Origin of the sequence: Curtobacterium flaccumfaciens pv. betae, assembly GCF_026241855.1 — a bacterium.
GTDB classification, from domain to species: domain Bacteria; phylum Actinomycetota; class Actinomycetes; order Actinomycetales; family Microbacteriaceae; genus Curtobacterium; species Curtobacterium flaccumfaciens.
This window is the reverse complement of sequence record NZ_JAPJDC010000002.1, coordinates 34,007-57,367: the sequence shown is the minus strand read 5'-3', so window position 1 is coordinate 57,367 and position 23,361 is coordinate 34,007. Positions and strand designations below refer to the sequence as shown.

27 protein-coding genes are annotated in these 23,361 nt (G+C 68.6%); 16 read left to right on the top strand and 11 right to left on the bottom strand.

Going from position 1 to position 23,361, the window contains the following annotated elements:
• Positions 1–9 precede the first annotated feature (9 nt).
• Positions 10–582: a GntR family transcriptional regulator gene (locus tag ORG17_RS17835; RefSeq protein WP_214522317.1), complete on the top strand. Its 573-nt coding sequence runs from the start codon at positions 10–12 to the stop codon at positions 580–582.
• A gap of 182 nt (positions 583–764) precedes the next feature.
• Here ORG17_RS17835 and ORG17_RS17830 read toward each other — a convergent pair whose 3' ends face one another.
• Positions 765–2,303 (bottom strand): amidohydrolase, encoded by a 1,539-nt coding sequence (locus tag ORG17_RS17830; RefSeq protein ID WP_214528046.1) that lies wholly within the window; start codon positions 2,301–2,303, stop codon positions 765–767.
• 159 nt (positions 2,304–2,462) lie between these two features.
• Between ORG17_RS17830 and ORG17_RS17825 the strand changes: the two genes are divergently transcribed.
• Positions 2,463–3,017 (top strand): TetR/AcrR family transcriptional regulator, encoded by a 555-nt coding sequence (locus ORG17_RS17825; protein WP_214528047.1) that lies wholly within the window; start codon positions 2,463–2,465, stop codon positions 3,015–3,017.
• Positions 3,018–3,447: 430 nt separating this feature from the next.
• Positions 3,448–4,020: a GntR family transcriptional regulator gene (locus ORG17_RS17820; protein ID WP_214528048.1), complete on the top strand. Its 573-nt coding sequence runs from the start codon at positions 3,448–3,450 to the stop codon at positions 4,018–4,020.
• 486 nt (positions 4,021–4,506) lie between these two features.
• Here the strand turns inward: ORG17_RS17820 and ORG17_RS17815 are convergent, their stop codons facing one another.
• Positions 4,507–4,884, bottom strand: a complete 378-nt coding sequence (locus tag ORG17_RS17815; protein ID WP_214528049.1) for a hypothetical protein — start codon at positions 4,882–4,884, stop codon at positions 4,507–4,509.
• A 183-nt stretch (positions 4,885–5,067) separates the two neighbouring features.
• Between ORG17_RS17815 and ORG17_RS17810 the strand changes: the two genes are divergently transcribed.
• A complete protein-coding gene (locus ORG17_RS17810; RefSeq protein WP_214528050.1) occupies positions 5,068–5,253 on the top strand; it encodes a hypothetical protein in 186 nt (61 codons plus the stop codon).
• Positions 5,254–5,262: 9 nt separating this feature from the next.
• Here ORG17_RS17810 and ORG17_RS17805 read toward each other — a convergent pair whose 3' ends face one another.
• Entirely contained in the window at positions 5,263–5,406 is a 144-nt protein-coding gene (locus tag ORG17_RS17805; protein ID WP_214528051.1) for a hypothetical protein, read from the bottom strand.
• A 64-nt stretch (positions 5,407–5,470) separates the two neighbouring features.
• Here ORG17_RS17805 and ORG17_RS17800 point away from each other — a divergent pair, with 64 nt between their 5' ends.
• From ORG17_RS17800 to ORG17_RS17785, 4 genes are all read left to right on the top strand, one after another.
• Complete coding sequence (locus ORG17_RS17800) at positions 5,471–5,755, top strand: hypothetical protein (protein ID WP_214528052.1); 285 nt, start codon at positions 5,471–5,473, stop codon at positions 5,753–5,755.
• The gene (locus ORG17_RS17795) at positions 5,755–6,030 is read left to right on the top strand and encodes a hypothetical protein (RefSeq protein ID WP_214528053.1); all 276 of its coding nucleotides are present in this window, start codon (positions 5,755–5,757) and stop codon (positions 6,028–6,030) included. Before ORG17_RS17800 ends, ORG17_RS17795 begins: the two co-directional genes overlap by 1 nt.
• Positions 6,031–6,646: 616 nt before the next feature.
• Complete coding sequence (locus ORG17_RS17790) at positions 6,647–6,988, top strand: DUF3846 domain-containing protein (protein WP_214528054.1); 342 nt, start codon at positions 6,647–6,649, stop codon at positions 6,986–6,988.
• 104 nt (positions 6,989–7,092) lie between these two features.
• Positions 7,093–8,556: a ParB/RepB/Spo0J family partition protein gene (locus ORG17_RS17785; protein WP_214586037.1), complete on the top strand. Its 1,464-nt coding sequence runs from the start codon at positions 7,093–7,095 to the stop codon at positions 8,554–8,556.
• A 224-nt stretch (positions 8,557–8,780) separates the two neighbouring features.
• Here the strand turns inward: ORG17_RS17785 and ORG17_RS17780 are convergent, their stop codons facing one another.
• Positions 8,781–9,311 carry a hypothetical protein gene (locus ORG17_RS17780; RefSeq protein ID WP_214527651.1) on the bottom strand — a complete coding sequence of 177 codons (531 nt, stop codon included), beginning with the start codon at positions 9,309–9,311 and terminating at the stop codon, positions 8,781–8,783.
• A gap of 452 nt (positions 9,312–9,763) precedes the next feature.
• Between ORG17_RS17780 and ORG17_RS17775 the strand changes: the two genes are divergently transcribed.
• From ORG17_RS17775 to ORG17_RS17745, 7 genes are all read left to right on the top strand, one after another.
• Positions 9,764–9,970, top strand: coding sequence for a hypothetical protein (locus tag ORG17_RS17775; protein WP_214527652.1), 207 nt, complete (start codon positions 9,764–9,766; stop codon positions 9,968–9,970).
• Positions 9,971–10,052: 82 nt separating this feature from the next.
• Entirely contained in the window at positions 10,053–10,589 is a 537-nt protein-coding gene (locus ORG17_RS17770; protein ID WP_214527653.1) for an LPD29 domain-containing protein, read from the top strand.
• Between the two features lie 111 nt (positions 10,590–10,700).
• Complete coding sequence (locus tag ORG17_RS17765) at positions 10,701–11,141, top strand: hypothetical protein (RefSeq protein WP_214527654.1); 441 nt, start codon at positions 10,701–10,703, stop codon at positions 11,139–11,141.
• 354 nt (positions 11,142–11,495) lie between these two features.
• Entirely contained in the window at positions 11,496–11,744 is a 249-nt protein-coding gene (locus ORG17_RS17760) for a glutaredoxin domain-containing protein (RefSeq protein WP_132100870.1), read from the top strand.
• 5 nt (positions 11,745–11,749) lie between these two features.
• The gene (locus ORG17_RS17755) at positions 11,750–12,205 is read left to right on the top strand and encodes a hypothetical protein (protein ID WP_214527655.1); all 456 of its coding nucleotides are present in this window, start codon (positions 11,750–11,752) and stop codon (positions 12,203–12,205) included.
• Entirely contained in the window at positions 12,202–12,432 is a 231-nt protein-coding gene (locus ORG17_RS17750) for a hypothetical protein (RefSeq protein ID WP_214527656.1), read from the top strand. The genes ORG17_RS17755 and ORG17_RS17750 overlap by 4 nt, the downstream gene beginning before the upstream one ends.
• A 58-nt stretch (positions 12,433–12,490) precedes the next feature.
• On the top strand, positions 12,491–12,973 hold the full coding sequence (locus ORG17_RS17745) for a hypothetical protein (protein ID WP_301601460.1): 483 nt from the start codon (positions 12,491–12,493) through the stop codon (positions 12,971–12,973).
• A gap of 347 nt (positions 12,974–13,320) precedes the next feature.
• On the opposite strand, the gene ORG17_RS17740 is transcribed toward ORG17_RS17745, so the two are convergent.
• Both ORG17_RS17740 and ORG17_RS17735 read right to left on the bottom strand, forming a co-directional pair.
• Positions 13,321–13,953 (bottom strand): hypothetical protein, encoded by a 633-nt coding sequence (locus tag ORG17_RS17740; RefSeq protein WP_214527658.1) that lies wholly within the window; start codon positions 13,951–13,953, stop codon positions 13,321–13,323.
• Positions 13,950–14,342, bottom strand: coding sequence for a hypothetical protein (locus tag ORG17_RS17735; RefSeq protein ID WP_214527659.1), 393 nt, complete (start codon positions 14,340–14,342; stop codon positions 13,950–13,952). Before ORG17_RS17735 ends, ORG17_RS17740 begins: the two co-directional genes overlap by 4 nt.
• A gap of 188 nt (positions 14,343–14,530) precedes the next feature.
• Here ORG17_RS17735 and mobF point away from each other — a divergent pair, with 188 nt between their 5' ends.
• On the top strand, positions 14,531–19,156 hold the full coding sequence (gene mobF / locus ORG17_RS17730) for a MobF family relaxase (RefSeq protein ID WP_214527660.1): 4,626 nt from the start codon (positions 14,531–14,533) through the stop codon (positions 19,154–19,156).
• Between the two features lie 683 nt (positions 19,157–19,839).
• Here the strand turns inward: mobF and ORG17_RS17725 are convergent.
• Genes ORG17_RS17725 through ORG17_RS17705 form a run of 5 tightly spaced genes read right to left on the bottom strand, consistent with a single transcriptional unit; the run spans position 19,840 to position 23,354 of the window.
• A complete protein-coding gene (locus ORG17_RS17725; protein ID WP_214527661.1) occupies positions 19,840–20,511 on the bottom strand; it encodes a hypothetical protein in 672 nt (223 codons plus the stop codon).
• On the bottom strand, positions 20,508–22,181 hold the full coding sequence (locus ORG17_RS17720; RefSeq protein ID WP_214527662.1) for a type IV secretory system conjugative DNA transfer family protein: 1,674 nt from the start codon (positions 22,179–22,181) through the stop codon (positions 20,508–20,510). The genes ORG17_RS17725 and ORG17_RS17720 overlap by 4 nt, the downstream gene beginning before the upstream one ends.
• Positions 22,181–22,717, bottom strand: coding sequence for a Rossmann-fold NAD(P)-binding domain-containing protein (locus ORG17_RS17715; protein ID WP_214527663.1), 537 nt, complete (start codon positions 22,715–22,717; stop codon positions 22,181–22,183). The genes ORG17_RS17720 and ORG17_RS17715 overlap by 1 nt, the downstream gene beginning before the upstream one ends.
• Positions 22,714–23,004: a hypothetical protein gene (locus ORG17_RS17710; protein ID WP_214527664.1), complete on the bottom strand. Its 291-nt coding sequence runs from the start codon at positions 23,002–23,004 to the stop codon at positions 22,714–22,716. The genes ORG17_RS17715 and ORG17_RS17710 overlap by 4 nt, the downstream gene beginning before the upstream one ends.
• The gene (locus ORG17_RS17705) at positions 23,001–23,354 is read right to left on the bottom strand and encodes a hypothetical protein (RefSeq protein ID WP_214527665.1); all 354 of its coding nucleotides are present in this window, start codon (positions 23,352–23,354) and stop codon (positions 23,001–23,003) included. The genes ORG17_RS17710 and ORG17_RS17705 overlap by 4 nt, the downstream gene beginning before the upstream one ends.
• Positions 23,355–23,361 lie beyond the last annotated feature (7 nt).

Genomic DNA, 23,361 nt, shown 5'->3' with positions numbered 1-23,361 from the left:
GGTCCCGGTATGCCTGTTCCGAAGTCTCCGACCAGCCAGGGTCCCCGCCGTCTTCTCCGTGATGTCGTCTATGAGCAGATGCTCGAGGCGATCGAGAACGGCACCCTCGAGGCGGGGGAGCGTCTGAACGATGAGGAGCTCACGAGCTGGCTCGGTGTCTCTCGTACTCCGGTGCGGGAAGCGATCGCCCGGCTCGAGTCGGAAGGTCTCGTGGAGATGGCCGCGAACCGGTACACCCGGGTCGCCAGTCTTTCCGGCCCGGCGCATGACCAGGCAGCCATGCTCCTGGCTGCGCTGCACGCGTGGGCGATCGAGCACGCTGGCGATGCGACGGCTGATGCCCGGAAGACTGCGGCTGCTGCTGCAGGCAAGCTCACTGCCGGCGTCGACGCGCACGGCGTCGACGCGTATCGGGGGCTGCAGGACGCTGTCGCGGCGCTCATCGCCGGATTCGACAACGCGCTCTACACGGCGACCGAGGCCGCGGTGCGTGGCCGGGTGAAGTTCCACGCCCCTGCCCCGGACGCGAACATCGCCTGGGACGCGGCGGCCGCGACGGCTGGCGCCCTCGCGAATAACTGACCGCCGGTGCCGAGGCCGGGCGCGACGTATCGCGGACTGTTGCCACTGCTGTCGTGTCCGCACGGCTACGGTCACGCGCAGGGGTCTCACCAGCTCCTGGGCGGGCCGGAGTTGAGACGAAGCTCCTCCGGTCCGTCCAAACGGCCCAGTGGGCTCGTGCCGACCGTGCGGTGAACGATCGGCTATCGAGACTCCTCCTGGTGGTGCAACACCTCGCCGGCGAGGATGCTCAGGGCTGGACGGGCGCCGGCAAGCGACTCGTCTGAGGCTCGGTGCAAATCGACCGGGTACACGGCGAAGTCGGCCGGCGCTCCGACCGTGATCGTTCCCGTGAGGTCGTGCCCAAGGAGCGCCGCGCCTGCACGTGTGTAGAGCTCGAGCGCCTCGTCTCTGGTGCACGCGTGCTCTGCGCCGAGGATCCCAAGCGTCGTGCGTCGGGTCGTCATTCCGAGGATGCCGGCGATCGGGTCGAGGGGGCTGATGGGGTGGTCGGTGCCGGCGCTGACGGATGCGCCAGCGTCGAGCAGTTCCCGCCAGGGGAACATCGCGGAGGCCCGCTGCTGTCCCCATGCTTCGACGAACGGTGCGATGAGCCCATCTCGGAGCGCTTCCTGGGCGGTGATGTGCACGTCGAGTGCGATTGCTCGCGCGATCTGGTCGGCGTCCATGAGGGCGCCGTGCTCCATGACGACGTGACCGTGTTCGTGCTGGATGCCGCGGTCCACGTTCCGCTGGACGGCGTCGAGGAACGCGTCGATTCCGGCGTCTCCGCAGGCGTGGGTGCCGACGGGCCATCCGCGGGTGACGCAGGCGCGCAGTGCATCCGTCAGCGCGTCGGGCGTCATCAGCAGGGTGCCGGTGAAGTCCGGCCGGTCGGCGTAGGGCTCGCGGAGCGCGGCGGCTTCCACCCCGCCGTCGACGACGAGTTTGATGCCCCAGAGTCGGAGGAGGTCGTCGCCGTCGTCCGGGTGGATTCCCTTTGCCTCAAGTCCGTCGAGGTATGCATCCATGGAGCCAGCCGCAGCGATGAGCGGAGAGGGGGAGAAGATCATCGAGAACGCTCGAACGTGCAACCGGTTCTCTGATCGGGCCCGCTGCAACGCACCCCACTCCTCCACGGACACGGCTGGGTCCCGGACGACGCCGACGCCGGCTGCCCGGTAGGTGCGACTCGTCGCTTCGATCCCCTTGATGAGGTCCTCCTGGGATACCCCGGGGAGCATTGACTGCATCGCGGTGAGCGCACCGTCCTGGAGCAGCCCGGTGGGGGTCCCGTCGTCGGCCCGAGCGACATACCCGTCAGCGACGTCGCCGGAGGTTGCGGTGACGCCGGCAGCAGCAAGCGCTGCATTGTTCAGGACGGCGTTGTGGCCGCCACGCTGCACCAGGACGAGGTGGTCCGGTGCTGCGTCGTCGAGCTCGACTGCGGTGGGGAAGCGGCGTTCCTGTAGCTGCATCTCGTGCCAGTCCGCCGCGGTGATGACCCAGGATCCTGCCGGAGTCTGCGCGGCGCGTTCCCGGATGCGATCGAGGATCTCGTCGATCGTTCGCACGTCGTGCATGGGCACTCCGAGCACGTTCCGAGATGCCAACGCGAGGTGGTTGTGCGTGTCGATGAAGAGCGGAGCAAGGACCCCGTGTTGTGGGAGGACGGAGGTGGAGTCGCCGCGCCAGGTGCCGTGCAGTGCATCGACGCCGGCGGCATCCGCGGCGACCGCCACGATCCTGCCGCCGCGCACGGCGACTGCCGCCCGGGTGGTGTCGGTGCGAGCTTCGACGATGAGTTCGGCTGGGGCGTTCATAGGGTCTCCAATTCGTAAACGGAAGCATGCTTCCGTTTGATACGGTACGCCTCAGACGTTGCAGAAGGAAGGGGCACGATGCGAGCGGATGCGGAGCGCAATCGCCAGCGGATCACGGAGCATGCCGCGGTGCTTCTTCGCGCTTCGGGCACTGGAGTGTCCATGGAGCAGATCGCGTCGGATGCTGGCGTTGGTGTGGGGACGCTCTACCGGCACTTTCCTGACAAGGCGGCCCTCGTCGACGCGATCGCCGCGCTCCGCATTCGTCGACTCGCGGACGATGCTGTTCGGTTCGCCGGCGAGCAGGCCGACGGGCGCTCTCGCGTGCGAACGCTGCTTGAGGCGTACATGGCCAGCGCCGCAGAGGACGGAGCGTTGCGTGCTGCGCTGCTTGGCCACGCAACGGGACTCGGCAACGAGGTCCGCCTCGCGATCGAGGAGTCGGAGGGGCCCATAGGTGCCCTCATCGCCGCCGACCATACCCAAGGGCTCGTCCGTGACGACTTCTCGTTCGCTGACTTTCGAGCGGTCTGTGCCGCAGTCGTATCCGTCATGAATCCGCCCGCACCTGCAGACGCATGGCACCGGGTTCTCACCCTGGTGCTTACCGGGCTTCGGCCACCGGCTCATTGATTTCCAGCTCACCCCGTCGGCGCGTAGGTACGGGTCGAGCGGGGTGCCGTTCTCCCTAACCCCGGCTCGACCCGCCGGGGCCAGAAGAACGCTGTCCCCATCCAGGTGCCATTCCGACCCGATCGGTCCGGCACCTACCCGTCACAGTCCTCGCGCAACATGTGTGCGCACACCGAGCCGAAGTGCTCTTGTGCTGCGTGAGCTGCCCAACCCCTTGTCCTCCAAAGGGGGGACGCGTAGGTTCCTTGTGCGAGCCACACCCGATTGGTCTCTGACTAGGGCTCGCTGGTGAGCATCGACGCTCCGGTCCTGGAGCGTTGCCCTAGCGCTCGGGCCGGGGCGCGATTGCCCGCGTCGCTACCGGCCCACGGCTTCCATCGACCGGAGTGGCGAGCGGACCATGCACTGATATCCGGGATATGGTCCCGGCATGCCTGTTCCGAAGTCTCCGACCAGCCAGGGTCCCCGCCGTCTTCTCCGTGACGTCGTCTACGAGCAGATGCTCGAGGCGATCGAGAACGGCACCCTCGAGGCGGGGGAGCGTCTGAACGATGAGGAGCTCACGAGCTGGCTCGGTGTCTCTCGTACTCCGGTGCGGGAAGCGATCGCCCGGCTTGAGTCCGAAGGTCTCGTGGAGATGGCCGCGAACCGGTACACCCGGGTCGCTAGCCTTTCGGGTCCTGCGCACGATCAGGCGGCCATGCTCCTGGCTGCGCTGCACGCGTGGGCGATCGATCACGCTGGCGAAGCCATCGCTGATGCGAGGAAGACCGCGGCTGCTGCTGCGAGCAAGGTAACTGCTGGCGTCGACGCGCACGACGTCGACGCGTACCGAGGGCTGCAGGACGCTGTCGCGGCGCTCATCGCTGGGTTCGACAACCCGCTCTACACGGCGACCGAGGCCGCCGTGCGTGGACGGGTCAAGTTCCACGCCCCTGCTGCTGACGCGAACATCGACTGGGAAGCGGCAGCTGCAACGGCTGGCGCCCTCGCGAAGATCTGACCGCCGGCGCTCGGCATCGGGCGCGACGCATCGCGGACTCTCGCTGATGCTGTCGCGTCCCCCGGGTTACGGTCACGCGCAGGGGTCTCACCAGCTCCTGCGCGGGCCGGAGTTGAGACGAAGCTCCTCCGGCCCGTCCACACAGCCCAGCGGGCCCCTGCAGACCGTCCGGCGAGCGATCGGCAACCGGACGGCACCTCTGTCGCCAACGGCTCGCTAAGCTCCACCCACATCTGGAGTGGCACGACCGATCGATAGGGGTAGCAATGTTGATTCTGCAGTTGCTCGTGCCGGTAGTCCTGGTTGTCGTCGCCGTGCTCATCTTCCTCGCGGCCCGCGGGAGCATGAGTCGAAGCCCGCTGCAGGATCAGCAGGACGCCGAGTGGCGGGCGAGGCGTGACGAGCGACGTCGAGCTCGAGCCGAGCGTCGTTCCAGCGACCGGTAGACGATCGGCTATCGAGACGCTGTGTGCGAGCGGTGAGCCGTCAGATCCGGGCGCCGTAGAGGTGCGGTACCTGTCCTCGGATGAACCGGCCAAGGTCGTCGACGACGATCTCCGGGTAACGCCCGGGATCGATTGCAATCGCCAGATGGTCGACAACTTCATCCCAAGCAGGCGGGCGCCGCTGCAAACGGTCACACTCCGCGCGCACACCAGCTATGTAGGACACTCCGGAGAACAGGACGAGGTCAGGGTCAATGGGCCACGCGTAGGCGAGGATTCGCCCCCATCGATGACCGGGGTCGAACGGCTCGCCGACGGCTGGGTCAAAGAGTCGTGCCGCCCGGATGCCTTCGTATTCGCTGGCCGTCTCGACGAGGATCCGCAGTCCGTCGCGGGGTGCTGCGTAGTCGGTCTCCATGCGGCCACCGTAGTTCGGGGCACCGGCAGAGGGCACACGGATACGCGCTACGCGCGGCGCCCTGTCTTCGCTTCGCTGCGCAGGCCATCGGAACAGTCATGGTCAGGCGTGCCACGTCGGCGCGGTTGTTCGAGGTGGCTGGTCAGTGAAGATGGCAGTTGAGGCACGGGTACGCTCCGCGATGTGACAGACGAGTTCGAGGCGTTGCAGTGGCTCACCGTCGACGAACTCGCGGCTGCACGCCGGCGTGCGATCAAGCAGTTGAACCTCCTCGACCGTTCTGTGGCCGGCTTCTGGGAGTCCGAGGCTGAGCTGCAGCGCACCCTCGCGCTGATCGGACTGGTGCAAGACGAGCGGCGCCGGCAGTGACCGTCGGCGTCAGGCGTCGACGGTGATGCCGAGGCTGATCCACCCTTCGGGGATCGACTGCAGGTAGGCGGCCAGGGCGGTGCTCTGATCGTCTGCGTGGCCGTCGGCGGTGATGGTGTTCGTGGAGCGGATCGTGCCGCGGACGGTGGTCATGGATCCATCCTCGCAGCGCGCTCCGACACCTGCGGCGTCGGCGGCCGCGGTCATCATCGGTGGCATGCCCGAACACCGGTGGGCGCCGCCCATCCACCCCGATCCGCCCGAGGACCAGCCGCTCGGCATCGACGCCCCGCCGGCGCCTGACAGGGTGTCGGGCTACCCGGCGGTGTGGGTGCGGGTCGAGTTCACCCGGTCGGGCCTGCAGACGTGCCCCGGGTTCGTTGAGCAGGCGGACGGCGACGCCGTCTACGTGCAGCTCGTGCATATGGGCTTCGTGCACCACGTGTGGTTGCCCCTCGAGCGGATCAAGAAGCGTGCTCTGAAGCCGCAGGGCCGCCGCTGATGGGTCAGCGCCGGCGTGGCCGCTGGGTGCCCGAGGAAGCCGTGTCGCTGCCCGCAGACGCCCGCGGTGGCCCGGTGGGCGACGTCGTGCCGCCCGCGCCCGTACACGCGTGGATCCGCACCTACCGTGGTGTCGATCGCCGCGTGGAAGCGAAGGCGATCGCCGCGACCGGTGACGCGGTCCTGGTCGAGTGGGGGAGTGGGCAGGCCGCGACTGCGGCGTGGGTGTGGCGGGCCGCCGTGAAGCACCGTGTGGAGTTCTCAGCGACGTCATAGCCGGCCCCGGTTGCCGACGTCGGGGGTCATGCGTACCGTGATGGTCTGCGTCCGGACCATTCCCCCCAGTGGCTTCGGGCGTCGCGGCTCGAGCAGCCCCCCAATTCGCTCGAGCTGCAGCCGGCCCCGGTCTGTTCCCCCCAACAGGCCGGGGCCGCTTCACGTTCGCTGGTCTCTGCGCGCCGGCGAGCTCCTCAAGCACGCGGGATCCAAGCGGACCGCCGGCGGCGGCCTGTTCTGGTCTGAGCGGGCCGCCTTCGGCGGGCTGATCTTGTCTGAGGGGAGCCGGCAAGCCGGCCAGTGCTTGTCGAACCCTGACGGGTTCGTTGTTTGCCCGGGAAGCCTTCGGCGATTGTACGGACGAGGTTCCGGGCCGCAAGCCGTCGCCACCGCCGCACGCGAGAACTTTCGACCGGCACCGTCGGGCTCATCTCCTCCGTCAATGGACGGCGCCGATCGAAACTTCTCGGAGCGTCGCCGCTTTGGGCTTGCACCCCGGCTCCTCGTCCTATCGGCACTACGTGCCTTCCCGGGCAAACAACGAAAGGGAGAGGAAGAGGAAATGAAGTTGATGGGTATTCGAGCGACCGCAGATGGTGCGGTTGAAGGCGTCGTCGTGAACGCACGTGAGTCGACCCTGCAGGGCACGCGGGAGCAGATCGGGTGCCGCCTGGTGGACGTGGTCCGCCTCGACGGCCGGATCGACGCGTGGATCGATGACGAGGGCATGTACGCGGGGGAGCGCAACGACCTCGCCACCGTCGCAGCGGTTGACCTCGGGCGTTCCCGGGCGGCGTCGCCGCTGTACGGGACGGTCCTGTTCCTGACCTACGACGAAGCCGGGGACACCCGGTCGCTGTCGCCGGATCAGTACACGGCCGTCATGCGCGCCTTCCAACATGCACGAACGGCGCTCACCCGGGCGGAAGCACTGTCCGCAGTGTTCCGCCAGCAGTAACACCCAGCAGTCCCACCCATAGAAAAAGACCGGGTGCGGAGTTCCCGACAACCACTAATTGCCAGGACCCGCACCCGGTCACTACCGGAAAGCGTATCAAGACCATGAGCATTGCAGAACACATCACCGTCACCCACCTGACCGACCAGCCCCAGCCCGACGCGAGCGGCGTCGACCTGGTGCACGTCCCCGCGGCGGACGTGGTGATCGAGAACAACGTCCGCACCGCGGCCGACCTCGACCCGGCGTTCCTAGCCTCCGTGAAGCGTCACGGGGTGCTCCTGCCGACCATCGGCTACCGGAACGCTGACGGGGCTGTGTTGGTCCGCGACGGGCAGATGCGCGTCCTCGCCGCCCGCGAGGCTGCTGTGGCCGTCCCGGTGTTCGTCACGGCCCGTGACGACAGCACCGCCAAGCGGATCGCGGAGCAGTTGGTCGCCAACGAGCGCCGCACCGCCCTGTCGGACGGCGACCGCCTGGCGGCGTACCGCCAGTTGGAAATCGAGGGCCTGTCGGTCACCGCGATCGCCCGCGAGACAGGCACGAAGCGTGACGCCGTGAAGCAGACCCTGACCGTCGCGAAGTCGGACGCGGCAGCCACGGCCGTGGCGTCCGGGCAGGCGACGTTCACCCAGGCGCTGCTGCTGGCCGAGTTCGACGGCGACGACGAAGCAGTCACCGAACTGACGGAGTGGATTGCGGAGGGCTACGACGACGACGAACTGGCCCACGTCGCTGCGCGCCTCCGCCGTGACCGGGAGCGTGCCGCCGCGGTGGACGCGCTCACCGCGGAACTGACCGCAGCGGGCAAGCGGGTTGTGACCGATGACGACGACTACGCACCGCTGTCCCGGTTCACCAACGCCGGTGACGACGTGATCGCCTACGACGACCGAACCCCGATCACCGAGGACGAGCACGCCGAGTGCCCCGGCGCGGCGTACGAGGTGCGACAGTACGGCGAGGTCGTCGCCGTTCCCGTGTGCGCGACGCCGAACGTCCACACGCTCCGCGTCGGGCGCATCGGCGTCGGCGTCCCGGCGTCGACCCCGGCCGAGCCGAAGTCCGACGCGGACGCCGAAGCCGAGGCGGAGGAACGGAAGGCCGCACGTCGGCTCCTGGTCGCCAACAACAAGGCGTGGGACGCCGCCGACGACGTGCGCCGCGAGTTCGTTGCGACGCTCCTGCAGCGCAAGAACGCGCCGAAGGACGCCGCCCGGTTCCTGGCGATCGCGCTCACGCGCCACGCCAACACCCGGTACGCCTCCGGCATGGTGAGCGCCCGCAGTCTGCTCGGCATCGAGTCGAGCGGGTGGGACGGCGACACGCTCTCCCAGTGGGTCGAGCAGCACCCCGCGAAGGGGCTGCACATGTCCCTCGCGGTGGTGTTCGCCGGGTTCGAGAACACGGCGAACCGTGAGTGGTGGCGCACCCCGGACGCCGACTCCCGCGGCTACCTCAACCAGTTGGCCGCGTGGGGCTACCCACTCAGCCCGGTCGAGAAGATCGCCGCAGGCATCCAGCCCGACGCAGAGCCGGAGGACGGCGAGGCCACGACCGCCGAGTAGGTGAACCGGCGTGGGGGTCGCAGCCAGCGGCCCCCACGCCCACCCGGCCCCGGTTCGTGTCCCATTCCGGCCCGTAGGTGTCGCATCGGGCCGTCCTGGTGTCCGTGGCTGCGCGACGGCTCCGCCGCCGCGGCAAGGGGCCCCGCCCCCTCCCCGACCCCGGCGCTGCTCGACGGAGCTCGCATCGCGACGACACCGCAGAGCGGCGCCGCGCTAAACAGCGCCTAGGAGGCCGACAGGTTCCCGGTAGGCGCCTGGCTCACGTCCGCAGCCTGTCGCGGCCAGCGGATGACCCTGCGGCCCTTCCACCGCTCAACTTCGAACGCGGCGAGGGTGTTGAGGTAGATCCCGAGGACGCGCCGATCGACCGCCGTCGCCATGATCGGGACGCCGGCGTGGTCGGCCGCCGCACAGATGCCGGGCGCGATCTGGTCTCGCAGTGCACGCCCGTAGCCGCCCCGATCGCGGGCAAGGTGCTCGAAAACCTGCCAGCGAGGTTGCCCCCGACGGTCGATGCCGGTCGACAAGCTCAGCGCAGCGTCGGCGGTCATATAGATCACCGTGTGTCGGCCCAAAGCGAGGCAGGCCCACGCGAGTCCTGACGCCGCGGTGATCGTGAACGCCGTGAGGACCGCGACAATCGGTGCGATAGCAAGCGCTATCCACAGCGGATCTCCGAACAGCAGCATTCCCACACACGAGATCGCCGCGACCCCGACGATGAGCCAGACGTAGACCGGGTTGCGCGGCACCATGCGCCAGGACCAAACCGTGAGGCGAGGAACATCTCGCACCCCGCCGGCACGCACTCCGAGCGTTGCAGCAGACGGGACGGGTACCCGTCGTTGTCGTCGCTTCATGTGACCCCCTGAATCGCCCACACAGTAGCGGACAGGGTTTCCGGGGCAGGGCTTCCGGCCGGAGGCCGGGAGTCGCTTCGCTCCGGGTGGAACCGACTTCGCCGGCACTGTCTGGGCCTCCGGCCCGTTTCTTTGCCGTGAAGCCTTCGGCAGCGTACGTCCATCCGGGTTCCGCGCAAGCGGCAAGCCGCCGGATCCTCCGAGATTTTCGGCACGCGGTCGCTTCGCTCCCTTATTTCGCGCCGAAATTCTCTCCCCCTCCGCCCTTCGGGTTGCACTACACCCTCCCGTCCTAGCGGCGACAAGTCGCCTTCACGGCAAAAAAACGAGAGGGAGAGGAAGAACAAATGCGATATCAGATCGAAACCATTGTCACCGCAGTTAGCAAGGCGGACGACGCAACGGAAGCGAGGACGGCGGCTCTGCGAGAGCGATCCGCGGAACTCAAGACCGCCGCGTCGTTGGGCTGGACGCTCACGAACACGGCCGTCCTGGAGGGCATCGAACTCGCCACGTTCGTCGACACGATCACCTACACGCCACCCGCGGAGTGATCCAACGCGGGAGGGGACAAGTCGTAATTGCCCCCTCCCGCTCCACCCATCATCACCGATCACACCCAGTGAGGGGCACCCCATGACCAGCACCATCATCCCGACCAAGGACGTCGCCGCGCTGCTCCGCAAGGAGCTGCGGACCACGTTCCCCGGCGTGAAGTTCTCCGTTCGTTGCGCCACCGGCACCGCGGCCGCGTGGATCAACGTCACCTACGACGACGGCCCCACCTGGCTACAGGTCGACGCCATCACGCGAAAGTTCCAGGGACGATCGTTCAACGGCCAGACCGACTCCTACGACGAACACGTGACCACCCTCGTCGCGGGCGAAGTCGACCAGCTGCCGACCGAAGTCCGATACAGCTGTGCCCGCAACTACTCGCCCGCGGGCCACCTGGCCGCACAGCGGGTGATCCGCGAGGACAGCAGCATGCGGCACCTCGTCATCTGCGACGAGCACGGCACCCTCAACGGCCACCACGACCTCACCGACGGCCGCGCCGAGGACTTCAGCGCCGGCGGCCGCGGGTGGGCGCACCCGAACCTGTCGGCATGGTCCGCGGTCCGGTTCGTTCTCGAACGCGTCGACCTCACCCCCACCCCGGCCCACCAGTAGCCGGGCGGGCCGCGCCGCCGATAGCGACGGCGACGCGGCCCCCTTTCCCACAGGGTGCGACCGCCGACCAAGCGTGCACCCGGCCACGAAGCCTAGAGAGGAACGCCCCTCATGCACATCACCTACGAACGCCCCGCCACCATCGGCGAGCAGATCGACTCTGCAGCTCCCGCCGCGGACCTCGACCCGACCGGCGCCGAGTGCGCAGCGACGACGTACGACGTCGGCGGCCTTGAATGGCACTGCACCCGCCGCCCGAACCACACCGACGACGAACACCGCGCCGCATTCGATGTCCACGGCGGCGGACCCACCGGTGAAGTCGGCTTCGCCTGGCAGTACGAGTGGGGCGGGGCCGGGCACGGCCCGTCCTCCACCGACCCGATGACCACGGTCACCGTCACGGTGTCGTTCCCGTCGACGGCATGGACGAACGAGCAGCTGCCCGAAGCGATCGCCGACGAGATCCGATCCGTGTTCTGGGAGTGCGACCACGACGACGTCACCGTGGCCACCACCGCGACCAGCACCCTGCACCCCGTCACGGGCTGACCCGCCGGGACGGTGGCGGTCGGCGACATGGTGAAAAGCGCCGGGACGACACAGTTCAGGAATGCGCAGCCCGCTACTCCTAACGGCTTCCGGTGATTGCGTTACCGGTTCAATGCTCCTGGGGATTCCCAGCCCTCCCGCTGTTATCGATGCCCCAGCCGTACGTTCGTAAACGTCATGCCCTGGTGTCAAACAATGCAGGTGCATAGGTTGGCAACAGGTGTGCCGATCGGCAGAAAATAGTAGAAGAATGTGCGGAAAAAGGTACCGATATAGGCCCGCGCGTTATAGAATAGAAGCATGCAACGGGGGAGGGGCCCCCACTGCATCACAAACTTTCGGAAGGTGATTTCGATGAGCATCACGGTTTACACCAAGTCTGGTTTCTGCGGCATGTGCCTGGCCACTGAGCGTGCCCTCGACTCCGCCGGCATCGAGTACACCGAGGCGATCCTCGACGACGTCGACCAGGCGCAGATCGAAGAGTGGAAGACCACCCTCGGCATGAACGCCCCGATCGTCGTCACCGACACGGAGACCGGCTCCTGGAGCGGGTTCCGCCCCGACAAGATCGGCGAACTCGCCTCGAGCGCGGCCGCGTGATTACGATGACCCTCGAGCGTCCGACCGCCGTCCGCCCTGACATCGTGCAGCAGTCCACCCGTGACGCCGTCGACGAGCTCTACGCCGGCGATACCGTGGCCGCGTTCCGCGCCATCGACGCTGCGACCGCCGACCCGACCGAGAACGTCCGCGAGTGGGAGCTCACCGACGAGCAGCGGCAGGTGTGGGAGGCCGGCTACATGGTCGGGTTCCAGATGGCCGCCCCGGCGCTCATCGCAGAGGTCCTCGAACTACGGGCCCGCCTCGAGCAGGCCGAGCACGACGCCAACCGGTACTACGCCGAGATGTGCCGCCGACCCGCCCCCGCCGAACCGGACCGCGCCACGTTCGCGGAGATCTCCCGCGTCCGCGGCGAGGACGACCGCGCCGCACGCCACGAAGCAACGATGGACCGCATGTTCCCCCAGTACGCGTCCCAAACGGAAGGCTGCCAGCTATGAACGGACTCGATACCCGGCCCATCCGTCCGCCGCTGCCCATCTTCGAGACCCTTGGGCGCTGGTGTGTTGGCCTAGCCGTCGTCGCGGCCGTCGTAGCGATCGCCGGCGTCGTCGGGTGGTTCACCGTCCCGAGCGCGCGGCATAGCCCGGTCATCGTAAGACTGTGGATCGGATGCGCGATCGTCGGTGTCATCGCGGTCGTTTTCGCGATCCTGCTGCTGGCGTGATTGGGCGATTCCCGTTCTGTCCCGACGTCAGCGCCGGTCCATGAGCGGGCCGACTCCGGTGAGCGCTGAGGAACGCTTCTTCTCGCACGTCGTGCGGGGGCCGGCGCCCAGTGACTGCTGGATCTGGACCGGTGCCATTGGAGACGACGGCTACGGCCGTTTCTGGGTTCCGCAACCCGACGGTGGTCAGCGTGCGATGCGGCCGCAGCGGTGGCTGTATGAACACCTCACTGGCACGGCGCTGCACCCGACGGTGCTGCTGCTGCACGCCTGCGATATCCCGTTGTGCGTCCACGTCGACGTCGACAACTCGGTGTCGCACTTGGCACCGGGTACGCACCGAGGGAACATGCTCGAGCGTGTGCAGCGCGGCCGTCACCGCAACGGGGCGACCGCGGTTCGGATGGCCGGCCTACAGCGCGGCGAACGAGTGACGCTGTCTCGTGAGCTCCGCGAAGCGTTCCGGGATCACGGGTGGGACCCGGCAGCAATCCGTGCGTGCCGCACAGGGATCGCGCCAGACACCCCGACGCTCTGGTGACCACCGACACCTAACGGCCAGAGGCCCCAACCTGGCCAGCGGTCCGAGCGACGACGTCACCGGCATGCGCGGGACAGGTGTCGGTCCAGCTGGGGGAGCGGTCGGCTGTCGTCCACCCGCGGGTGCGGGCGTAGGCGCGTGCTTCGGTGCGGCTGCTGTTGTCGTCGGGTCCGGCTATCGGGACGATGACCTGGTCGCAGCCGACGACGTCGCAGGTGATGACCATCGCGGCTCGTGCACCCATCGTCGTGACTCCTCATCCCTAACGGCCACAGCACCCCGCGCATCGCGGCGCCGGGCCCGTCGGTTCCTATCTTGCCTGCCCGCTTACGCGCGGCCGGCGGTGCTTACTGCTTGTCGCGCGGGCCGTCCGGCTGCGAGCCCTGAGCGAGCCGCACTCGCGACTCGATGCCGGCGGTGAGGGCTTGGAAGTCGCGGATCGCCTGATCGCGGCGAAGCTTACGGACCACGCCGATCACGATTGCCGGGACGGCACACACGGCGACACTGCCGATGAGCACGTTCGTCGAGAGGTCCGACTCGAGCGCGTCGGGGCCGGCGAACGCGACGAGGAACACGATCGTCAGGAAGACCCCGACGTAGGCGATCGCGAACCACCAGAGCACGACCACCATGGGCACGTTGTCCCAGCTGACCGGTCGCGGTTCCGGTGGATACCCGTTGAGCATGTCGCGACGTTGCGCGGCGCGCTCGGCGCTGCGGTCGACGATCGCGATCACTCCGCGCAGCACCAGCCAGAGCGGCAGGAGTACGAGCACCGCGCCGAGCGCAGGCGTCCACACGAGGGTGCCTGTCAGCACGAGCCCTTCGAACGCAGCCCACCCCATCAGAGCGTTCGACGCGCGCCGGGCCCGGTCAGTGCGGCGCAGACCCGTCCGGCTGCGAAGCCGCCACCCGAGGTACCAGACGATCCACGCGACGCCGACCGCGGACGCGACGATCGCCGCTCCGACGTTCACGCCGCCTGCCCGGCTTCACCCGCGTGCTCCGAGTCCACGGAACCCTCCCTGGCCTCCTCGTCTGACGTCGCACCATCGTCCGCGCGCGGGCTGGCGGACTCGGCGCCGAGGTCTCGCAGGCGGCGCACTTCCGTCACCGGAATGTCGAGCAGCTGCGCGATCCGCGGGTTGGTCTCCTTCAGCTCCACGAGGGACTGGACGGCGAGGGCGCGGTCCACGTCGATCGCGTCGAGCTTGGCGATGAGTTCGTCCCGGTCGTCGTTGGCGTCGAAGAACGTCGAGGCGGCTTCTTCGATCGCGGCGTCACGTCGGGCTCGTTCAGCGTCGAGTTCTGCCCGGCGCTGACGTGCTCGTTCGCGGTTGTCCTTCTTCGTGCTGGTTCGAGCCATGGTTGGTTCCCTCTCGCTGGTCCCCTCAACGAGTTCCGACGATCGCAACGACAGCTTTGGTAGGTGCTGACGCAGTCTGACCGACCGCCTGACACCACACTACCGAACTTACACACCTCTTGCACTAACAGTGTGTGGTCCTCCAAAAGCCGCTACGGTGGGGGTGTGGGAGGAGGTGATCGCTCGTGATGACGGTGCACGTCCTGCACGCAGGTGACGGATACTCATATCTGACGAACCAGGTTGCGGCGGGCGATCAGCAGGTCCGGCGAAGCGAAGACCTCACGGACTACTACACCGCTGAGGGTGCCAAGCCCGGCCAGTGGTGGGGCAACGGCCTGGCGTCCCTGGGGGTGTCCGGGCAGGTGTCCGCAGAGCAGATGCAGGCCCTCTTCGGTGAGGGGCTGCGCCCTGACGCAACCGCCTTCATTCAGGAGCAGATCGCCGCCGGCGCGTCCGCCTCCGAGGCCATCGACGCCGCCCGGCTGGGCCGTCGGTTCATGACCACGAACGACCCCGACACCGAGTGGCAGGTGCAGATCCACGCTGCGTCCGTCGCGTTCGAGCGGGACAACCACCGCGCCCCTGCCGCCGCCGAACTGTCCGGCATCAAGGCCGACGTCGCGTTCGCCATGCTGCAGAAGTCGCTGCGTCGCCCGGCCACGTCGGACGAGGTGTCCTGGTTCGTCGCGCTCCGTGTCCCGGACTGGAAGCAGCAGGTCTCCCGCGGCTACCAGGGGTTCCGCGACGAGGTCGGCCGGAACCCCGAGACCGGTCCGGAACGTGACCTGGTGAAGCACAACCTCGCCGCCGATCACCTGCGCGGCGCGCTCGGCCGAGAGGCCACCACCGGTGAGGTCGCACGGTTCCTGACCGAGCGTGGCACCCCGCCTCGCCAGCCCGTCGCGGGCTACGACCTGGTGTTCAGCCCCGTGAAGTCGGTCTCCCTGCTGTGGGCGTTGGCGGACCGGAACGACCCCCGTGAGGCGCACATCGCACGCGAGGTGCACGCCTCCCACGAGGCTGCGTGGCAGGGTGCGATGACGTTCCTGCAGGAGGAAGCAGCGTTCACCCGGACCGGAGCCGGCGGCGTCGCGCAGGTCGAAACGAAGGGCCTCCTCGTCGCTGCGTTCGAGCACCGCGACTCCCGCACCGGCGACCCCGACCTGCACACCCACGTCGCCGTTTCGACCAAGGTTGAGGGCGTCGATGGGAAGTGGCGATCGCTCGACGGGCGCATGCTGCACCGCCTCGGTGTCGCTGCCTCCGAGCGGTACAACTCGCTCGTCGAGGAGGAGTTGCGGAACCGTCTCGGTGTGCAGTTCGTCGACGAGTCCCGGGGCGCTGGCAAGCGTGACGTGCGCGAGATCATGGGCGTCGATCGCAGCCTCCGCGAGGGCTTCTCTTCACGCCGCGTCGGGATCGAGCAGGCGTACGCGGAGCTCGTCGACGAGTACGTGGCCGCCCACGGACACACCCCGCCGAAGAACATCCAGCACAAGCTCTACGAGCAGGCGAACCTCGCCACACGCGATCACAAAGCACCGCCGTCGTCGGAGCAGGACCAGGTCGCCGAGTGGCGTCGTTCTGCTTCCGAGAAGGTGCATGTCCACGGGTGGGCGGCGGGCATCGTTGCTCAGTCGAACGCGATGCCGGCGCAGGATCTGCTTGCTGGGCAGAGCGTGCAGCAGCTCGGGAACCTGGTCGTCACGCGGGTTGAGCAGGACCGGTCGACGTGGAAGGACTCGCACCTGCAGGCCGAGGCAGAGCGCGTCGCGCGCCGCGTCGCGCAGGCCACCGGGCAGGACGTCCAGGCCCTCACCCGCGACATCACCGCCGCGGCCGTGCAGCGGTCGATATCGCTCACCCCGCCGGAGCTGAACCCCACGCCGGCGCAGCTGCAGCGCAGCAACGGTGAGAGCGTCTTCCGGATCCACCGCGCCGAGGAGTTCACCTCCGAGAAGACCCTCCGCACCGAAGAAGCGATCCTCGACGCGGCCCGCACCCGGGGCGGTTTCGCAATGGAGCGGCAGGCGTTCGACGACGCGATGCGTCGGTTCAACGACCGCGCGATCGCCGACGGACACCACGAGCTCAACGCCGGGCAGGTCGAGCTGGCACGCCGGTTCGCGACCGGTGGCCACCGGATCGAGACCGGTATCGGCCCTGCCGGCACCGGCAAGACCACCGCCATGCGGGCCACGATCTACGCCGTCGAGGCTGGCGGTGGTCGCGTGCTCGCGCTCGGCACCACCGGTAAGGCGGCGGAAGTTCTCGGCCGCGAGCTCGACGCGACCGCGGATACAGCCGACATGCTCCTGCAGGCCCACGCGAACGCGAAGCGCAGCGGACGGCCCGTGGCGGAGCAGCACCGCATCGACGCGAACACGCTTCTCCTCGTCGACGAAGCGTCCATGGCCGGCACGCCGCTCATGGGACGTCTCCTCGCCCTCGCTGACGAGCATGGTGCTGCGCTCCGTCCCCTCGGCGACCCTGCGCAGCACGGCTCCATCGGCGCCGGCGGTGTCCTCCGCCTGCTCGAGCGCGAGACCGACGTCACCCGCCTGGAGGAGGTGCACCGCTTCACCGGCGAGCACGCCACCGCTGAAGCTGCCGCGTCCCTGAAGCTCCGCACCGGCGACACCACCGGTCTCGACTTCTACATCGAGCGCGGCCGGGTGTTCGCCGGCACCCGCGACGAAGTCATGGACCGGATCTACACCGACTGGCACGCCGACACGACCGCCGGGAAGTCGTCGCTGATGATCGCCGGCACCAACGAGGAAGTGTCCGCGCTGAACGCCCGGGCCCGCGCCGACCGCGTCGCCCAGGGCCAGGTGCAGGAGGACGGCCGGCTTCTCGCAGACGGGAACACCGTCGGCACCGGAGACGTCATCCTCACCCGCAACACGGACCGGTCCCTTCGGATGAACCAGGGCAAGGACTGGGTCACCAACAACGCCATGTGGACCGTCACCGCCGTTGGCCCGTACGGCGTCATGGCGAAGTCGCACGTACACGGCGGCACCGTCACGCTTCCGCTCGAGTACGTCGACGAGCACGTGCAGCTCGGCTACGCACGCACCAGCCACGGCACCCAGGGCGACACCGTCTCCACCGGCGGCGCGGTGATCGATCCGGACCGCACCACCCGCGAAGAGCTCTACGTCGACAGCACCCGCGCGAAGGAGGAGAACCGCCTCTACGTCGTCATCGACAAGCCGCTGGACTCCTCCGGCCACACTGACGACGAGCGTGAGAACTCGATCCGGGGCGCCCTCGAGCAGGTCCTCGGCCGCGAGGGCGCGACCAAGAGCGCCACGGAGACCCTGCGGGGCGAGCAGGACAACGCGCACTCCCTCACGACGCTGCTGCCGCAGTACGACCACGGCCGCGTCGCGGCACTCGACCCGAAGGCACTCGAGCGCGCCGCGCAGGCCGTCCGCGACGCGCTTCCCGCTGAGCTCGCCGCGAACATCATCAACGACGAAGCCTGGTCGACATTCGCCGCGCGCCTCGTCGACCACGATCTCGCCGGCACCGCACTCCACACTCGGCTGCAGGGACTTGTCCGTCCGCGGGATCTCGACGAGATCTCCCCGATCCAGTCGCCGGCTCGCGTCTACTGGTATCGGCTCGGACCGGTCACCGCGATCGGCACCGACCTCGAACCCGTGCCAGGGCTGCCCAAGTGGGTGACGCCGTTCAACGACCGCATCGGCGAACCCGAGGTGCGGACCTGGCTCCACGGCCAGCAGGAGCTGATGCGCGACCGCATCACCTCCCTCGTCGACCAGGTCGTTGCCGAACCGCCGGCGTGGGCGGAACCGTTCGGGCAGATCCCCACGGACCCCGCGCAGGCGGAGCGGTGGCGAGAGAACATGGGCCGCATCGTCGCGTACCGGGAAGCGTTCGAGGTGCCCGCGAGCGAAGCCGTCCTCAGCGAGGAACCCCGCGGCTCCCACGCCGTCCAGGCGTGGCAGGACGCCCGCGCAGCGGGGCTCGACCTGCGCACCCAGCAGGACCGCCTGGCGCGTGAGCAGGCGTCCGCGGCCGCCCTCGAGCGCATGGGCATCGACCCGACCGCGCGCACGGCCGCGACGTCGACCGCCACGCTGCCCGAGACGGCCGTCGTGGTCGACGTCGACCGGCTCCTCGAGCAGAAGCCGGCGTGGGTGGCGCAGTACGGCATGCAGCCGGCGGACGGCGACGCTCGCGACACCTGGCGCGAGCAGGTCGCCACCGTGGCCGCGTACCGCGACGCCCACGGCGTCCCCGACGAGGCCTACCGTCTTCCAGACCCGGGCATGGTCGACCGCGACAGCCGGCACGCGTTCGCGGAAGCGGAGCAGGCCCACGAGGACCTCCGCCGCACCGGATGGATGCGCGATCGCGACGGCGCCGAACGGAACACCGCCGGCCCCGTTCCCGTGGCCGAGACGACTGTCGAAGCGGCCCCGCCGGCGACCGACCGCACCGCGGCCGCGGACGCCCCCGAGCGCGCCGCAGGCGTGCCCAAGGCCGTCAGCCCCGGCGACGGCCCTGCGGATCCTCCGGTGGCCACTCCCGCGGTGGAACCCGTCGAGAAGCCGGCGGCGCTGGCGCTGGCGCCGGCGTCGGCCGCCGACGAGGTCGCACGGCTCGCTGCCGAGCTCCGTGCACGGCAGACGGCAGCGCAGCAGGCTGACCAGACCGCCGAGCAGCGCGCTGCCACCGCGGCCGTGCAGGAGCGCACCGAGCAGGTCCGCAGGCAGCAGGAAGCGGCCGAACGACAGCGGCAGCAGCAGGATCAGCGTCGCGGACCGCGTCTCTGACCGTCGCACCCTGCGTCGTGCGACCGGCACGTGTCCCGGGCATCGTCCGTCCGCGCGGGCGTGGGAGCGTGGAGCGACACGCCCAAGGTGCATTACACCGGAGCGTCGTGTCCTCTGCGCTTTCTTCTAGGCGCCTTGCGTCCTGAGTGGCTACTTCCGCATAAATCCGCGGATCGGCCGCTATTGAGTCTCACTAAACGCCCCGGGCGGTTCCACCTGGGTGTAACACTCTTTTGCGGAACCCTCCTCGAATGTGTGAGTACCGCGGTATCTTAGGAATGCACCTGGTGCAGCAGAACGCCCCAGCACTCGGCTGGGGCGGCTGCTCTAACAAGCCCAGTGGTACGCGTTCACTTCTCACGGCGGAGCGTACCGCTGGCGGAAAGTTCCACGTCATGACTGTGTTCAGCCCTGAACCGCGTCCGATTCCGTGGCTCCACCGTACTACATGCGTCCGCGGATGCCTACGTTATTACGGTTTGAAAATCATGAACGAGTTCGTGAAATTCATAACCGTCATAACTTCCATAGTTACCGCCGCGTCTTACGCGTACGCAGCGTGGAACTGGTTGGAAAACATCCATACGGTGTGGTGAACGTAGACAACGAGACGCCCCGTGCAAACTGCACGGGGCGTCTCCCGTTGTTTCTCCCGCCTGTAAAACGTCGCGGTTCCGTCCCAACTACGGCAGCGTGATTGGTCCGGTCGGAGCGCTATGGAGGTCAGCGGCCGTCTGCGCGTCCGCCGCCGGCGCCGCGTCCTCATCGGCGAGCTCGCCGGCGAGGAACGCCCGTGCGTCGTCGTCGACGTCGACGTTCCGGCTCCGTGGATTGATCTCGCCGTTCGGGAACAGCGCGAGGGCCCTGATGCGATCGAGTGCGGGCCAGAGGATGTGTTCGTGCCAGTCCGCGAGGTCCCGGCTCGGCTCGGTCTTGTAGTCGGTGTAGACCGCCTGGTGGGCGACCATCACGCCGGTGAGGATCTCCACCGCGATCGGGTTCTCGAACCAGCGGGCCGCGAACGGGTACGTTTCCGCGCTGAGGTGCCGGAGGTACCGGTCCGTCAGGTACGTGACGAACTCGGTTAGTTCGCCCGCGAGCGCCTGCCGTCGCTCATCGTTCACGCGGTCCCAGGCCCAGGGGCCGCCGGCGTCCTCTTCGGCGGTCTCGGAGACGGCGCCCGCGGTCCCGACAGCGGGTCCGTCGTCTTCGCCGGTGTCGCGGCTGGCCCAGTCCTTGAACATGGGCACGACGAGCTGCTCGAGCGCGTGGATCCGGTCCTCCGGCGTCAGCGGCGTTCCGCTCTCGCCGGCGTTCTCGCCCTGCTCCGGTGCTGCGCCGTCGACGTCGCTCATGCTGCGATCCCTTCCTGCTCGAAGGCCCAGTTCTGGCCCTCTTCGATCGCAGCTTTGTCGTCCTCTTCCCACCAGCCGGGCAGGTCGACGATCGCGACCGGCAGCTCTCGGTAGAACAGCATCCCCTTGCCTGGCTCGAGCTGACGGATCGCGCCGGCGGTCATCACGCGTTCCTTGATCGTCGACGTCGACGTGGACATGCCGTTGACCGACTCAGTGGTGCCGATGCGCTCGGCTTCCTTCTCCGCGCACAGCTTCGACAGGCTCTCCAGATAGTCGTCGTCCTTGATCCCGCCCAGCACCATCAGGATGTTCGAGGACTTCAGGATCTTGTTCCCGCCGGCCTTCCCCCATCGGGTCTCGGCGTCCTTGGGGTCCTGGTGGAACGACCACGTGATGATGCCGCGGTCGCCGCCGTCGGTGACGAGCGCCGGCAAGCCCGGGATCGGGGCGATGTTCGCGACCTCGTCGAGGACCAGCGTCAACGGCTTCGGCAGGCGTCCGTTGCGGTACTTCGTCGCGTGCGCCTTCGCGCGCCGCTCGATCGTGGACACCAGCGCGGTGATGACGGGCGCCGCGAGCGATGCTTCTCCAGACTCGCTGAGCAGGTAGAGCGTGTCGGTCGACTCGAGGAACGCGTCGACGTCGAACACCGGGTCGCCGTCCTTCGGGCAGACGGCGTCGAGGATCTCCTCGAGCGCCAGGGTCTCCAACGCCAGGCGGAGAGTCATGTCGGTGCTGTCGACCGTGTCGTGAGCCTCGGATCGGCAGAAGCGCCGCAGGTCCGACAGCCACCCCGGGTTCGCGTCCGGGTGCTCCCGCAGCACGTCGTAGGGGGTGTCGATCGAGAAGTCCTTCGACCACAGCACGACGTCGCGCATCGAGTGGCCACCCAGTGCTGCTGCGTGCAGCAGGCACTGCAGCACGTTCTGCGCGGTGCCGGCGAAGAACTTCGCGTTGCCGGCATCCGCGAGCGGACGGGCCGCGATGATCGTCTTCGCCCGCCGGGTGGCCTCTTTCGCGGACTCGCACCCGGCGACGATGTCCCACTTCACCCGGGTCGGCCAGTTCGTCACGCCCTCCGGGTCGAACACGTGCACGGTGCCGACTTTGGCCCGGAGCCAGGCCGTGAGCCGGACGACGTCGGGCTTCGTCGACGTCGACACGACCGGACCGAACGCCTTGAGGATCAGCCGGATGACCAGGCGCATCGTCTTGCCGGACCGGGGTGGTGCTACGACGGTGGCCACGTCCTCGGTCGTCGCGCGGATCGGGTGGTCACCCATGTAGGCGTAGGGCGCGGTCGTCTCGACCTTGTACCCGATCTCGGCTCGGTCCTGCAGCTCCTGCACGCCGGCGAAACCTTCCTCCGCCTTCGGCTTCGACGGCCCGAACACCTTGTGCCAGATCGCCGGGAGGGCGAACCAGAGCACCATGAGGATCACCACGGCGACGATGACCGCGCCGATGGCGAACACGATGCCGCTCTCCGGCATCCGGAACCGGCCCTTCAATGCGTCCATGGCGACGTCGAGCGGGTTCCACGACAGATCCCGCACCTTCGGATCCTGGACGGATGCGATGTGCAGCCCGGTCCAAGCCGCGACCACCACGACGCCGAGCCACACGTACACCTGCACCGTGGCCCAGAGTTCCTTGAGCGTGTCCATCAGCGGTTCGCTTTCTTGTCGAAGAACGACACCCTGCCGGCGGCGGGTGCTGGTTCGGATGATGTGGATGCAGGAGCGGCCGGCGCCCGCGTCTTCGCGATGGCGCCGGGGCCGGGCTCGGCGAGGAGTTCGGGTAGGTCGGCGGGTGCGATCTCCCGGTTGTCAATCCACCACCGCGCGGACGTCACGCGGCGTGCTGCCTCGAGCACGTCCCGCTGGAATACCGCCGGGTCGACCAGGTTCGTTTCGACGAGCTCGCGGAACGATGCACGCAGGAACTCCTGCCGGATCCGCACCGCCCACCGCACGGCGCCGTCGTTGCCGACCAACTCGGGCATGCCGTCCCGTACGGCTTCCGCACGGAGCTCGACGTCCTCCGCGGCCCGCTGTTCCGCTTCGCACGCGGGGCACTGACGGTTCTTCGCGAACCACCGTGCCGTGCCTGCACGCTGGCCGGCGGGCTTGTCGGACAGGTTCTTACGGACGGTGTGACCGCAGGTGTGGGTGATGTCCCACTCCGTGGGGATCGGGGTCATAGGAGGTCCTCCAGCTGCCATTCCCAGTCGATGCGGTTGAACTCGGCGGCGACGAGCGCGTTGCCGGCGATGAGGAGTGCGATGCCGAGCAGCGCCCACACCGCCTGCGCGGTCAGGTGCAGCTCCGGTTCCGTCACAGGCCCGCCCGGAAGTAGCTGCACGACGGGCAGCCCCACCACGGTGGCGGCGATCCCGCACACCGCGCCGAGCAGCAGACACAGCCGCGCGATCGCCAGGCGACCACGCCGCACCGCCGCCCGCGGCTCAGGGACTGTCGGCCGCTTCATGCGATCGCCGCCAGCACGAGGAAGAACAGCGCGGTTACCACGCCGGCGATCGACGCGGCGCCGATGAACGGCTTCGGCGCCGTGGCGCTGATCGCCGTTCCGACGCCGACGCAGATTGCCGCCACTCCCGCGAGCCACCAGGCGGTGGCGGCGTCATTGGCGGGAACGGTCCGCATCGCGGCGCCCCAGTACGGCACGTAGGACTGCCACCCTGCGCGGAAGGACTCGATCCAGCAGCCGATGCCGACAAGGACGGGCACCACGGCGAGGATGAGGAACACCACGCGGGTGCGGGACAGGCCGAACCGCGGTGCGTGGGAACGGTCTGTGTCAACGGGCTTGTCGGTCATCGTCATG

What these genes read in the sequence shown, in the direction of transcription:
- ORG17_RS17835 (WP_214522317.1), top strand. Translation starts at nt 10, where the DNA reads ATGCCTGTTCCGAAGTCTCCGACCAGCCAGGGTCCCCGCCGTCTTCTC.
- ORG17_RS17825 (WP_214528047.1), top strand. Translation starts at nt 2,463, where the DNA reads ATGCGAGCGGATGCGGAGCGCAATCGCCAGCGGATCACGGAGCATGCC.
- ORG17_RS17820 (WP_214528048.1), top strand. Translation starts at nt 3,448, where the DNA reads ATGCCTGTTCCGAAGTCTCCGACCAGCCAGGGTCCCCGCCGTCTTCTC.
- ORG17_RS17815 (WP_214528049.1), bottom strand. Translation starts at nt 4,884, where the DNA reads ATGGAGACCGACTACGCAGCACCCCGCGACGGACTGCGGATCCTCGTC.
- ORG17_RS17805 (WP_214528051.1), bottom strand. Translation starts at nt 5,406, where the DNA reads ATGACCACCGTCCGCGGCACGATCCGCTCCACGAACACCATCACCGCC.
- ORG17_RS17800 (WP_214528052.1), top strand. Translation starts at nt 5,471, where the DNA reads ATGCCCGAACACCGGTGGGCGCCGCCCATCCACCCCGATCCGCCCGAG.
- ORG17_RS17795 (WP_214528053.1), top strand. Translation starts at nt 5,755, where the DNA reads ATGGGTCAGCGCCGGCGTGGCCGCTGGGTGCCCGAGGAAGCCGTGTCG.
- ORG17_RS17785 (WP_214586037.1), top strand. Translation starts at nt 7,093, where the DNA reads ATGAGCATTGCAGAACACATCACCGTCACCCACCTGACCGACCAGCCC.
- ORG17_RS17780 (WP_214527651.1), bottom strand. Translation starts at nt 9,311, where the DNA reads ATGGTGCCGCGCAACCCGGTCTACGTCTGGCTCATCGTCGGGGTCGCG.
- ORG17_RS17775 (WP_214527652.1), top strand. Translation starts at nt 9,764, where the DNA reads ATGCGATATCAGATCGAAACCATTGTCACCGCAGTTAGCAAGGCGGAC.
- ORG17_RS17770 (WP_214527653.1), top strand. Translation starts at nt 10,053, where the DNA reads ATGACCAGCACCATCATCCCGACCAAGGACGTCGCCGCGCTGCTCCGC.
- ORG17_RS17765 (WP_214527654.1), top strand. Translation starts at nt 10,701, where the DNA reads ATGCACATCACCTACGAACGCCCCGCCACCATCGGCGAGCAGATCGAC.
- ORG17_RS17760 (WP_132100870.1), top strand. Translation starts at nt 11,496, where the DNA reads ATGAGCATCACGGTTTACACCAAGTCTGGTTTCTGCGGCATGTGCCTG.
- ORG17_RS17755 (WP_214527655.1), top strand. Translation starts at nt 11,750, where the DNA reads ATGACCCTCGAGCGTCCGACCGCCGTCCGCCCTGACATCGTGCAGCAG.
- ORG17_RS17750 (WP_214527656.1), top strand. Translation starts at nt 12,202, where the DNA reads ATGAACGGACTCGATACCCGGCCCATCCGTCCGCCGCTGCCCATCTTC.
- ORG17_RS17735 (WP_214527659.1), bottom strand. Translation starts at nt 14,342, where the DNA reads ATGGCTCGAACCAGCACGAAGAAGGACAACCGCGAACGAGCACGTCAG.
- mobF (WP_214527660.1), top strand. Translation starts at nt 14,531, where the DNA reads ATGACGGTGCACGTCCTGCACGCAGGTGACGGATACTCATATCTGACG.
- ORG17_RS17725 (WP_214527661.1), bottom strand. Translation starts at nt 20,511, where the DNA reads ATGAGCGACGTCGACGGCGCAGCACCGGAGCAGGGCGAGAACGCCGGC.
- ORG17_RS17720 (WP_214527662.1), bottom strand. Translation starts at nt 22,181, where the DNA reads ATGGACACGCTCAAGGAACTCTGGGCCACGGTGCAGGTGTACGTGTGG.
- ORG17_RS17715 (WP_214527663.1), bottom strand. Translation starts at nt 22,717, where the DNA reads ATGACCCCGATCCCCACGGAGTGGGACATCACCCACACCTGCGGTCAC.
- ORG17_RS17710 (WP_214527664.1), bottom strand. Translation starts at nt 23,004, where the DNA reads ATGAAGCGGCCGACAGTCCCTGAGCCGCGGGCGGCGGTGCGGCGTGGT.
- ORG17_RS17705 (WP_214527665.1), bottom strand. Translation starts at nt 23,354, where the DNA reads ATGACCGACAAGCCCGTTGACACAGACCGTTCCCACGCACCGCGGTTC.